The sequence below is a fragment of the Owenweeksia hongkongensis DSM 17368 genome, from assembly GCF_000236705.1.
Taxonomy (GTDB): Bacteria; Bacteroidota; Bacteroidia; order Flavobacteriales; family Schleiferiaceae; genus Owenweeksia; species Owenweeksia hongkongensis.
The window spans coordinates 3,077,950-3,090,438 of record NC_016599.1 but is presented as its reverse complement, the minus strand read 5'-3'; the positions used below and the strand labels follow the sequence as shown (position 1 = coordinate 3,090,438).

Below are 12,489 nucleotides of genomic sequence, written 5' to 3'. Positions count from 1 at the left end.
CTATTTAAGCCAACCACTATACATTACATAGTTATTGGCTATACGGTCAATCTCACCAGAAATTAGCTCAGGGGTAATGTCCTTTACTTTTTTGGCAGGCACTCCTGCATAAATGCTTCCCGATTCAATGTGTGTGCCTTCCAACACCACGGCCCCAGCAGCGACTATTGAATTGCTTTCTACAACACAAGCATCCATCACTATCGCGCCCATTCCTATCAGTACATTATCATGAATGGTGCAACCATGTGCAATAGCATTGTGCCCGATGGAAACATTATTACCAATATTAAGAGGATGCTTTTGGTAGGTACAATGCAAGGTCGCATTATCCTGAACGTTCACTTTGTTTCCCATTTTCACATAATGCACGTCACCACGAACCACCGCTCCATACCAAATACTGCACTCATCACCCATTTGAATATCACCAAGTAGGGTTGCATTTTCTGCTATAAAACAGTCCTTACCCATTGTTGGTCTCTTGCCGTTTACTTCTTTTACTATCGCCATTATTGATTATTCTTATGAATTGTCAAACAAAAGTAATTAGAATGCTCGATGCAACTATTGCCTTGTATCTTTGCAAAAATTATTTGCCATGGAAGAAATGAAAAAGGTGCCAGTAAGCATTTACGGAGAAATGACTCCAAACCCTGCTGTATTGAAGTTTGTAGCCAACAAGAGGCTTATTGAGCAAGATATGGTAGAGTTCAAAAATATTGAGGAAGCACAACCTTCACCTCTAGCTGTAAAACTTTTCCACTTCCCTTTTGTGAAAGAGGTATTCATTTCTGGCAATTATGTGGCCATTACAAAATATGACATCGTAGAGTGGGAAGATGTAACCATGGAGGTTCGTGAAATGCTGAGAGAATTTTTAGCCAACGGCAATGAAGTGCTTAGCGCAAGTTATTCGGCTCAAGCTGAAGACAGCACTGAAGCTGGAACTTCAGAAAGCTCAAGCAGCGTAGCCCATCCAGACGAAAAAGACCCTGCTGAATGGGAGGAAATTGAAAAGAAAATCGCCTCTCTTCTTGATGAGTACGTTAAACCAGCTGTAGCTTCAGATGGTGGTAACATTAAATTCTTAAAGTATGAGGATGGCGCAGTGAAAGTTCTGCTTCAGGGAGCATGCTCCGGATGCCCTTCTTCAACTATGACATTGAAACAAGGCATCCAGAACTTACTACAAGAAATGCTTCCGGGACAGATTCGTACCGTGGAAGCTGTAAATGGCTAAGCCATTTTTGGCTCTTGAGCCATAGCTGCAAGGTGGCGCATATGCGCTCCTAATGCATCTGATAATCTTCTATATTCTTTATACGGCAAGTCAAACTCGGCTGCCGTTTTCTTCACTATTTCAGAAATAGCTGGGTAGTGAATATGACAAATAGTGGGGAACAAATGGTGCTCCACTTGATAGTTCAATCCACCTACGTACCAATTGATAAGTTTATTACCTCTAGCGAAATCTGCTGTTGTTCTCAACTGGTGCTCCATCCATTCATCTTCGGCCATTCCATTCTCTGGCATAGGCATGTTTTCTACACCTTCTACCATGTGGGCTAGCTGAAATACAAAGCTCAAAATGATACCTGAAGTAACGTGCATAATTACAAATCCCAGAATAATCCAGTACCATGCAACCGGCACCAATATAAGTGGAAGCGCCATAAATAATGTGAAGTAAAGAATCTTCGTGAAGATCAAAATTACCCACTCCTTCTTTATGCTTTCAGCAGAATGACCACCTACACCACGCTTGTAGTATTTTATAAGTTGCTTAAAATCTTTTGCCGTAACCCAATTTAACGTAAGTATACCATACACTAAAGGAGTATACCAAACCTGAAACTTGTGCATCTTTTTCCATTCCTGAGAAGGATGCATTCTAATAAGACCTGAGCTTTCCATATCCTCATCCATTCCTTCTATATTGGTAAATGTGTGGTGAAGTATATTATGTTGCACTCTCCAGTTTGCTGCGTTTCCGCTAATCAAATAGATAGTTGCGCCCAACCAACGATTTACATGTCTGTTAGAAGCATAAGCTCCATGGATAGCATCGTGCATTACGCCCATTCCGATACCTGACATACCGAAGCCCATAATAAAAAAGAGCCCCAAAACACCCCAAACACCAGGGTTTAAGGTTAACATTAATATGTAAGGAACAAAATACAAAGACAACATTCCAATGGTCTTAATAACCATTTTTCCATTCGCTTTGCTTGAGATTTCATTCTCCTCAAAATATTCCTTCACACGCTTAGAAAGGATGGTTCTAAACGATTCTTTATTCGGTCGAGGAAATCTAACTGTAGCAATTGTACTGCTCATTCTAAAAAATTTAATAATATTTATCCCTGTATGATTTCGATTCCGTTCACAATCAAAAACTATTTTTGCGAAAATAGTGCTATTTATGCTACCAAGAACTAACCCTACACAAACTAACGTTTGGCAACAGCTTAAGGACCACCAATCTGAGTTATCTACTCAGCACATGCGCGATTGGTTCCTTAATGATTCTATCCGTTTCAAGGAATTTTCTTTGGAAGCTGAAGGCATTCTATTTGACTTCTCTAAGAATATTATCACCAAAAAAACGCTAAAACTCCTAAAAGAACTCTTTGATGAGTGCGGTTTGCCCGAAGCTATCAAAGCACAATTTGAAGGAAAAAAAATCAATGAAACGGAAGGTCGTGCCGTTTTGCACACAGCATTACGCAATTTTGATGCCCAACCCATAATAGTTGACAGAGTAGACGTTATGCCTGAGGTACAGGCCCTTCGTGATAAGATGAAATCCTTTTCAAAAAGGATAATTAGTGGTGAGTGGAAAGGTTATTCCGATAAAAAAATCTCGGATATTGTAAATATTGGAATCGGTGGATCAAGTCTTGGACCATCCATGGTATATGACGCGCTCAGCCCATATCAAATTAATCATATTGCTTGCCACTTCGTCTCTAATGTGGATGCAGCTCATTTGTTCGAGAAGATTAAAAATCTAAATCCCGAGACCACACTTTTTATAATTGCCTCCAAAACCTTTACCACCCAAGAAACCATGACTAATGCCAATAGCGCAAAGGTTTGGTTTTTGCAAAATGGAGGGAAACAATCCGATGTATCAAAACACTTTGTGGCTGTAAGCACTAACCAAACCGCTGTTGAAGACTTTGGTATTGACATAGAAAACATGTTTGGCTTTTGGGATTGGGTTGGAGGAAGGTACTCACTTTGGTCTCCTATCGGTCTTTCACTTTGCTGTGGTTTAGGATATGAAAATTTTGAAGCCTTACTTAAAGGAGCTTTTGAAATGGACAAACATTTCACAACAGCAAGTTTTCATGAAAATGCTCCTGTACTAATGGCGGCCATTGGCATTTGGTACACTAACTTTTGGAATAGTGAATCAGAGGCAATAATTCCCTACAATCAAAATATGCATCGATTTGCTGCATATTTCCAACAAGGGAATATGGAAAGTAATGGCAAAAGTGTAGATAGAAATGGGAAGAAAATCGACTATCAAACAGGACCTATTATTTGGGGGCAACCTGGAACAAATGGTCAGCATGCTTTCTTTCAACTAATCCATCAAGGAACCCGACTCATTCCATGCGACTTTATAGGTTTTGCCCAGTCAAATTATGACAAACCAGATCATCACCAAAAGTTGATGTCCAACTTTTTTGCGCAAACCGAAGCCTTAATGAAAGGGAAAACCAAAGGTGAACTGGAAAGTGAAAATGTAGCCGAGAACCTTATTCCGTTTAAAGTATTTGATGGCAATAAACCAACAACTTCAATAGTTGCCCCTAAACTTACACCAGAAAGTTTAGGCAAACTCATAGCTTGCTATGAGCACAAGATTTTTACTCAAGGTGTCATTTGGAATATTTTCTCTTTTGACCAGTGGGGTGTAGAGCTTGGCAAATCTTTAGCAAAATCCATTTTACCAAAACTAAAAGATGAAAGTCCTCTTACAATTCATGATTCTTCAACCGCTGGACTAATAAATTACTTCAGAAACAATCAATAAAAGCCTCAAATTGGTGAGGATATTTTCCTCAAAGTGCTCCAGCTAAGAAACAGTTTTTAGAGCCAAAACATGGTTTAGCTTTTCATAGATAAAATTTAAAAGACTGCTTATCAATTAATTACCCTCATTTTGAATCACGGAGATACCTACCCCATTTGGCAGGCATGATTTTCCTTTATCTTCAACCTGTTTAATAAAAATTCAAAACCATGAGAAAGTTAATGATTGCAGCCGCTGCTTTTCCTCTTCTTATCGCTTGCAACCAAGGGGTAAAAGAAGAAAACACGCGTCTTAAAACCGAGAATGAACAGTTATCGATGGAGAATCAACAGCAAGATTCTTTAATCAATGATTTCGTAAGCTCCTTTTCGCAAATTCAGGAAAACCTAGCCAGAATTCGTGAGAAAGAAGAGAGTATAAAAGAAGCTCAAGAAGGCGGTATGGAAAACTCTCAAAGTATGAGGGACGAAGTACTTGAAGACGTTGAAGTAATTAATGAACTTCTATCTCAAAACAAAAAGACCATTGCAGACCTTAATGATAAGCTACAGAGATATAGCTATGAAGTAGGTAAGTTCAAGAAGATGGTTGCTAATCTCAACAAAGAAATTGAGACCAAAGACAACCAAGTTTTAGAGTTGAAAGAAAACTTGGCGGCTCAAAACTTTGAGATGAACAAGCTAAATTCCAAGCTTGACACTTTGTCTGCAACGTCTAAGAAACAACAACAAAGAATTGAAGAACAGACCGAGGACCTAAATTCAGCTTACTATGCTGTAGGGACTTATAAGGATCTTCAAGAAAATGATGTAGTTGACCGCAAAGGGGGAATTATCGGAATTGGAAGCACCAAAACCATTGCAGAAGATTTTAACCGTGATTACTTCACCAAAATTGACATTCGTAAAACAACCATAATCCCTTTAGATGCAGAAGACAAAGATGTGAAGTTGGTGAGTAACCACCCATCTGACTCATATAAGTGGAATAAAGCTGAGGATAAGGTAAGTAGCCTTGAGATTACTAAGCCAGAAACTTTCTGGAAAGCCTCTAAGTATCTCGTGGTTTTGGTTGATTAGTTTTAGCTGACCAAAACTTGAACCCTCGAATACTAATTCGGGGGTTTTTTCATGTTTAAAATTTGAAACAACACAATTAACTGTTAATCCAATACTTAAGATTTTATAGCGACTTTTATGGACTAAAACCGAAATGTTAAAGTTGTCAAATTCTAAGTTTAACAGTAGGATATTAATTACGTCTTAATACTTTTGCGTTACGAAAACTTAAGACAAAGATTATGATTGTAAGTAACAAAGCCTATTTCTTAATGTGGCGTATTTTGTTGTTATTCCTAATATTAATTCTCGTTTCAGATATAATTTTTTCCCAGATTAATGGTTCAATTAGCGACTATTTCGTTAATCATACGCCAGGAATAATTGCTGCAGTTGGTATCCTATTATTAGCAAGTATTCGAATCAATTATTTTAGTTATGAAGATGAGTATGAAATCATACATATTCACTCCAAATCATTGATCTTTGGCTCTTTCAAAGCACCTGCGCAAACTCGCTATGAATTTCCAAAACGTATTATTTACGATTACGAATTCACCAAGGGCTTACTTTCTAAAAAACTTACTATATCACTAGCTACGCAGCACGGTGTTCAGCGTATTCGCAAGTTCAACTTAACCTTTGTGCCTATGCAAAAGTTGAACTACGTAGTAAACTCTTTGGAAAATATCCGCCAACAAAATGTAGAGATTGAAAAAGAGCAAAAGCTTGAGTTGAGTTAATCTGTACATTTGCGTCAAAATTTACTTTTGATGTATACAGGATTTAAACACCTCCATTCTTTTTTACCTTATTTATTAATGGCTGCACTGGTTATTACCATAATAATCTTTGCCATAAAAATGTCTAAAGGCAGCGCTTACACGGCTGCTGACAAACGCCTTTCGCTTATTACGCTCATTCTTGCGCATCTGCAATTCGTTTTTGGCTTAGTACTTTACTTTATTAGCCCTGTGAGCAAAGCTGCACTTACAGCAGAAACTACCATGAGTGATGCTACAAATAGATTGTATGCTGTCGAACATCCGCTGACTATGCTTGTTGCTATTGTATTAATCACAATTGGGTATTCAAAAGCTAAGCGTAAAGAAATGTCTTCCGCAAAATTTAAGACCGTGGCAATTTTCTTTGCTATCGCCTTAATTTTAGCTTTAGTTAGAATCCCATGGAACGTTTGGCCCGCATAGATTTCTATGATAGAATCAAAAAAGAAAAACCTTAGCACCGAACCCGAAAAGGCTGTCCTTATTGGGGTGATCACTCAGTTTCAGCCTGAGGAAAAACTCGGTGAATATATGGATGAGCTGGAGTTTTTGGCAGATACGGCCGGAGCTATTTGTGTAAAACGCTTTTGGCAGAAGCTGGATAAACCAAATCCAAAAACTCTGTTGGGCTCTGGAAAGATTGAAGAAATAGCCTCATTCGTAAAGTCTGAGAATATCGACATCGCCATTTTTGATGATGAGCTTTCCCCTTCTCAGTTGAAAAACATTGAGAAGATATTTGAATGTAAAGTATTAGATAGAACCAACCTGATTCTTGATATTTTTGCATCACGCGCTGTTACTTCTTACGCACGTACCCAAGTTGAGTTAGCCCAATATCAATATTTACTGCCTCGTCTTACTAATATGTGGACACACCTTAGTAAGCAAAAAGGGGGTATTGGTATGAAAGGTCCTGGTGAACGTGAAATTGAAACTGACCGAAGAATAATTCGTGATAAAATCTCTTTGCTAAAAGACAAGCTAAAGAAGATTGATAAACAAATGGCTATTCAGCGTGGAAACCGGGGCTCGCTTATACGTGTAGCTTTGGTAGGATATACCAACGTTGGCAAATCCACTTTGATGAATCTTTTGAGCAAATCAGAGGTATTTGCTGAGAATAAGCTCTTCGCAACCTTAGATACCACAGTTAGAAAAGTAGTTTTAGAAAACCTCCCCTTCTTACTTACGGATACCGTAGGATTTATTAGAAAACTTCCTACTCAATTGGTGGAATCTTTTAAATCTACTCTTGACGAGGTTCGTGAGTCAGATGTGTTGATTCATGTGGTTGATATTTCCCACCCAAACTTTGAAGAGCACATTGAAACCGTAAATAATACCATCAAGGATATTGACCCCAACATTGCTGACAAAACTGTAATGATGGTATTCAATAAAATTGACCAATACTCATACGAGGTAAAAGATGAAGATGACCTGAGCCCTGCCACCAAAGCCAATTATACTTTGGATGACTGGAAGCGCACATGGTTTGGAAAGTCTGATAAAAATGTTGTTTTCATTTCCGCCACTGAGCGTGAAAACATTGAAGACCTTAAACACAGAATCTATGAAGTGGTAGCCGAATTGCACGCTATTCGCTTTCCATTCAACAACTTTCTGTATTAAGAATCTTCAAATCATTTCCTCTTTTTAAGAATTTAGTTTTACTAAAAATATACAATCATGCCCAAGAAAATCAAAAGGCAAGATGCACTCGACTACCATAGTGAAGGCCGCCCAGGAAAGATCGAGGTGATTCCTACTAAACCAAGTAATAGCCAGCGAGACCTTTCCATAGCTTACTCCCCTGGCGTTGCAGATCCCTGCTTAGCCATTAGCAACAATAAGGACGATGTGTTTAAATACACTGCTAAAGGAAACTTGGTTGCAGTAATTTCTAATGGTACCGCTGTTTTAGGTCTGGGAGATATTGGCCCGGAAGCCAGTAAACCCGTAATGGAAGGCAAGGGCGTTCTTTTCAAAATATTTGCAGACATCGATGTTTTCGATCTTGAGCTTAATGCAAAAGACCCTGAACTTTTTATACAAACGGTAAAAGCTTTGGAGCCAACTTTTGGTGGAATAAACCTTGAAGACATCAGTGCACCAGAATGCTTTGAAATCGAGCAAAGGCTGAAGGAACAATTGGACATTCCCATAATGCATGACGACCAGCATGGAACGGCTATTATTACCGCTGCGGCACTTCTCAACTCACTTGAGCTTGTAGATAAAAACATCGAAGATGTTCGCGTAGTTTTTAATGGAGCCGGAGCCAGTGCCATCAGTTGCGCAAAGCTTTATATTTCTTGTGGTGTAAAGCCCGAAAACCTTATAATGTGCGACAGCAAAGGAGTTATTAGCAAATCGCGCACAAATCTTACGGAAGAGAAAAAACAATTTATAGCAGACACCAATTTCGAAACCTTAGAAGACGCCATTAAGGATGCTGATGTATTTGTAGGGCTTTCTAAAGGTGGTGTAGTGAGCCAAAAGATGGTAAAGTCCATGGCTAAAAACCCAGTGGTTTTTGCTTTAGCAAACCCTGATCCAGAAATAAGCTACAAAGAAGCAACATCCGCACGCAAGGATATCATAATGGCTACCGGCCGATCTGACAATCCTAATCAGGTGAATAACGTGCTTGGCTTCCCTTTTATCTTTAGAGGAGCTCTTGACGTTCGTGCCAAGAAAATAAATGAGGAAATGAAATTGGCTGCTGTTCATGCTATTGCTGAGTTAGCAAAAGAGCCTGTTCCCGAAATAGTAAACATGGCCTACAATCAGGATAACATGCAGTTTGGGAAAGATTATATCATTCCAAAACCATTTGACCCTCGTCTTATATACAAAGTATCTCCAGCTGTAGCCAAAGCCGCAATGGACAGTGGCGTTGCTCGAATTCATATTGAAGATTGGGATAGTTATAAAGAAGAACTCATCAGCAGACTGAGTCGTGATGACAAATTTATTCGCTTAGCACAAGAAAAAGCACGCAGCAAACCACAGCGCGTAGTGCTTGCTGAAGGTGATAACCTGAAAGTGCTAAAAGCTGCTCAAATTGCGGTGGAAGAAAATCTGGCGAAACCAATACTTCTAGGGAAGAGAGAGATTATAGAAAGATTGATAAAAGAGCACAATCTAGGCATCGAAGACCTTCCTATACTTGACACATTTGATAGTCCAGACCTCTCAGAAAAATATGCTCAGTTACTATTTGAAAAGCGCAAGCGAAAAGGAGTTACACTTTTTGATGCTCGTAAACAGGTTAGAGATAGAAATTATTTTGGTGCAGCAATGCTTGAAGCTGGGGAAGCTGATGCCTTTGTTTCGGGTTTAACCCGAAAATATACCGAGGTATTGAAGCCTCTATTTGAACTTATAGGAACAGATGCTGATACAAAAAAAGTATCGGGTATGTACATCATGCTTTCCAAAAAGGGACCGATGTTTTTTGCTGATACCACCATTAATGAAAACCCAACGGCCGAAGAAATTGTGGACATAACACTAGAAGCAGCCACCATCTTAAAAAGGATAAATGTAAAACCTAAAATTGCTCTACTGTCTTACAGTAATTTTGGGTCTTCAAACCAGCCAGAGGCCGTGAAAATGCAAAAGGCCACTGCGATTTTGAGAAGAGATCATCCAGACCTAATTGTGGATGGGGAAATGCAAGCCAACTTTGCTTTGAACAATGAACTTCTCAACGAAACTTTTCCATTCAGTGATTTGGTAAAATTCAAGCCAAACACTTTTATTTTCCCAAATCTTGCTGCAGGAAATATTGCTTACAAAATGCTTCAATCACAGGGTGCCGCTGAAGCTTTAGGCCCCGTTTTGATCGGAATACGAAAGCCAGCACACATTTTACAAATGGGAAGTAGCGTGCGCGAAATTGTGAATATGATTACCTTAGCTTCGGTAGATGCACAAACGCGAAAAACAAAATCTTCTAAGTAAAAATGAAAGTATTATTCCCAACCGATTTCTCCGAAAATGCTGAATTGGCAGCCGAGTTTGCCATTGATATTGCAAAACGCACCAAGGGTAGCATTGTAGCTTTTCATGCCTATGACGTGCCTTATTCTGAACGTAGCATGACCACTTCATTGCTTCATGAAATGAAAGACATTGCACACAAGCACATGCAAGAATTTGAGGCTAAAGTTTTATCCTCTTCCGGTGTAGATTTTCAAACGCAGGTTAGCTTGGGCAACCCTATCCGACTGAGTAAAGAGCTGTGTGAAAAACATAATATTGACATTGTAGTGCTTGGAACCAAAGGCGCGAGCGGCATCGAAGAGCTTTTGATTGGTAGTAATGCGGCTTCTGTTATTCAAAACATTGACACTCCTGTTTTAGTAATTCCTCCAAACTCTCAGGTAAAGGAAATTAAAAACATTGTGCTAGCCACCGACATGGATCTTCGCAAAAAAGAACGTCCATTATTGAGGTTAAAAGCCTTCGCAAATATTTACGGAGCTAAAATTAACATCCTGCATTTTCAGGATGACCGTGGCGTAAAAGAAGGCAGCCGTGACTTTTTGGAAACCCATCTTAGCGATGTACCTCACAGCTATGCTGTATTGGCTCAAAAAGATAATCTGGACAAGGATATTTTGGAATATTGCCAGAGTAAAAATGCAGACATGGTAACAGCAATCACCAAGCGTTATGGTTTCTTTGAAGGACTATTCCGCAGCAGCCTTACCTCAAAGCTTGCCTACCATACTAATATTCCTATGTTGGCTCTACACGAACCAAAATAGAATCAAATATATTTTTGACTTAAGGAGAGACTCACAATTGTTGGTCTCTCCTTTTTTTATCCCTTATCTTAGAGTTTCGCAAATTCACAACCATGAACTATCGTTGGACGAACGCACCCAAAGCTTCCGCTAAAACCACTCAAAACCTACAACAACAATTAGGTATAAATCCCACCTTATGTGGATTATTAGCACAACGCGATATTCATGATTTTGACGCTGCCAAGGTTTTTTTTCGCCCCAACTTAAGTTCTCTTCATGATCCTTTTCTAATGAAGGATATGGACAAAGCCGTGGAGCGTATCGAAAAAGCAATTAAGAATGAGGAGCGTATTTTAATTTATGGAGATTACGATGTAGATGGCACCACAGCTGTTTCTTTAGTTCATTCCTTTCTAAAAAATCACTACCCGCATTTAGACACTTACATCCCCGATCGATATAAAGAAGGCTATGGCGTTTCTACTGCTGGAATTGATTATGCAGCAGACAATGACATCAGCCTGATTATCGCCTTGGATTGTGGGATAAAAGCCATTGACAAAGTAGAATATGCCTCCTCCAAAGGGATTGATTTCATAATTGGTGATCATCATCTTCCGGGAGATAAAATACCTGAGGCCGTTGCTGTTCTCGATCCCAAACGAGAGGACTGCAATTATCCTTTTGATGAATTGAGCGGCTGTGGTGTGGGCTTCAAATTAGTACAGGCCCTTTGTAAAAAATGGGAACTTCCCGATTCCGAATGGACGTGCCTGCTTGACCTTTTAGCGATAAGCATAGGTGCCGACATTGTTCCCATAAATGGTGAAAATCGTGTATTAGCTTTTTATGGCCTTAAGTTGATAAATGAGCAGCCCCGACCAGGGATTGCTCTTCTAAAAGACCTTGCAGGCAAAAAAGACATTACCATGACCATCACAGATGTGGTGTTTTTGCTGGGGCCAAGAATAAATGCTGCAGGCAGAATTTCTCATGGTCACCTTGCCGTAGAGCTTCTTACTGGAGAAGATCCAGCTGTGATCGAAGAGCTCTCTAAAACTATAAATGATCATAATAATGAACGTAAAGAATTAGATGGTTCAATCACTCAGTCTGCCCTAAAAATGATACAAGACCTTGATGAAACCGATCGATATAGCACCGTAGTTTTTGAAAAGGATTGGCACAAAGGAGTTATCGGAATTGTGGCTTCTCGCCTTATCGAAAACTACTATCGACCCACCGTGGTATTTACTGAAAGTAAAGGCGTGCTTGCTGGCTCTGCCCGCTCGGTAAAAGGTTTTGATGTATACAATGCCTTGGATAGTTGTAGCGACATTTTAGAGCAATTTGGAGGACACATGTATGCTGCAGGAATGACTTTGCCTGTAGACAAGTTTCAAGAGTTTAAGGATAAGTTTGAGGAAGTGGTAAAATCTACCATAAAGCCGGAGCAACGTACACCAGAAATTGAAATTGACGCCACTGTCACTTTCCCAGAATTAACCGACAAGTTTTATAATGTGCTAAAGCAATTTGCACCCTTTGGCCCTGCCAATATGCAGCCAACTTTTAGAACCGACAATCTTTCGGATACTGGCTTTAGCAAACCAGTTGGTGGCGATGGCACTCATTTAAGAGTTGTACTCAAAGACCCTTCTTCAGGAATAAGTTTTACAGGAATAGGGTTTGGAATGGCCGACAAGCTGCCTCTACTCCAATCAGGAAAACCAATATCCATAGCTTACCACATCGAAGAAAATCATTTCAACGGAAAGGTTACATTACAAATACGATTGAAAGATATTAAGTTAACAGAAGAGCTTTAG

The 12,489-nt window shown here is 39.4% G+C and carries 11 protein-coding genes; 9 read left to right on the top strand and 2 right to left on the bottom strand.

The features are described 5' to 3' along the window. Entirely contained in the window at window positions 1-513 is a 513-nt protein-coding gene (locus OWEHO_RS13630; protein ID WP_014203072.1) for a gamma carbonic anhydrase family protein, read from the bottom strand. 88 nt (window positions 514-601) lie between these two features. On the opposite strand from OWEHO_RS13630, the gene OWEHO_RS13625 reads away from it, so the two are divergent. After that, on the top strand, window positions 602-1,243 hold the full coding sequence (locus OWEHO_RS13625) for a NifU family protein (RefSeq protein WP_014203071.1): 642 nt from the start codon (window positions 602-604) through the stop codon (window positions 1,241-1,243). Here the strand turns inward: OWEHO_RS13625 and OWEHO_RS13620 are convergent. Then, window positions 1,240-2,343 (bottom strand): fatty acid desaturase family protein, encoded by a 1,104-nt coding sequence (locus OWEHO_RS13620; protein ID WP_014203070.1) that lies wholly within the window; start codon window positions 2,341-2,343, stop codon window positions 1,240-1,242. The genes OWEHO_RS13625 and OWEHO_RS13620 overlap by 4 nt on opposite strands. 85 nt (window positions 2,344-2,428) lie before the next feature. Between OWEHO_RS13620 and pgi the strand changes: the two genes are divergently transcribed. The 8 genes from pgi to recJ all read left to right on the top strand — a co-directional run bounded on the left by pgi (window position 2,429) and on the right by recJ (window position 12,489). Then, window positions 2,429-4,054 carry a glucose-6-phosphate isomerase gene (gene pgi, locus OWEHO_RS13615; protein ID WP_014203069.1) on the top strand — a complete coding sequence of 542 codons (1,626 nt, stop codon included), beginning with the start codon at window positions 2,429-2,431 and terminating at the stop codon, window positions 4,052-4,054. Window positions 4,055-4,263: 209 nt separating this feature from the next. Then, on the top strand, window positions 4,264-5,133 hold the full coding sequence (locus OWEHO_RS13610; RefSeq protein WP_014203068.1) for a Cbp1 family collagen-binding glycoprotein adhesin: 870 nt from the start codon (window positions 4,264-4,266) through the stop codon (window positions 5,131-5,133). A gap of 221 nt (window positions 5,134-5,354) precedes the next feature. Further along, window positions 5,355-5,855, top strand: a complete 501-nt coding sequence (locus OWEHO_RS13605) for a hypothetical protein (protein ID WP_014203067.1) — start codon at window positions 5,355-5,357, stop codon at window positions 5,853-5,855. A 30-nt stretch (window positions 5,856-5,885) separates the two neighbouring features. Further along, complete coding sequence (locus tag OWEHO_RS13600; RefSeq protein WP_014203066.1) at window positions 5,886-6,320, top strand: hypothetical protein; 435 nt, start codon at window positions 5,886-5,888, stop codon at window positions 6,318-6,320. Window positions 6,321-6,326: 6 nt separating this feature from the next. Further along, complete coding sequence (hflX, locus tag OWEHO_RS13595; RefSeq protein ID WP_014203065.1) at window positions 6,327-7,532, top strand: GTPase HflX; 1,206 nt, start codon at window positions 6,327-6,329, stop codon at window positions 7,530-7,532. Between the two features lie 57 nt (window positions 7,533-7,589). Beyond that, window positions 7,590-9,869, top strand: a complete 2,280-nt coding sequence (locus tag OWEHO_RS13590) for an NADP-dependent malic enzyme (protein WP_014203064.1) — start codon at window positions 7,590-7,592, stop codon at window positions 9,867-9,869. A gap of 2 nt (window positions 9,870-9,871) precedes the next feature. After that, window positions 9,872-10,678 carry a universal stress protein gene (locus OWEHO_RS13585; RefSeq protein ID WP_014203063.1) on the top strand — a complete coding sequence of 269 codons (807 nt, stop codon included), beginning with the start codon at window positions 9,872-9,874 and terminating at the stop codon, window positions 10,676-10,678. Between the two features lie 92 nt (window positions 10,679-10,770). Then, window positions 10,771-12,489 carry a single-stranded-DNA-specific exonuclease RecJ gene (gene recJ, locus OWEHO_RS13580; RefSeq protein WP_014203062.1) on the top strand — a complete coding sequence of 573 codons (1,719 nt, stop codon included), beginning with the start codon at window positions 10,771-10,773 and terminating at the stop codon, window positions 12,487-12,489.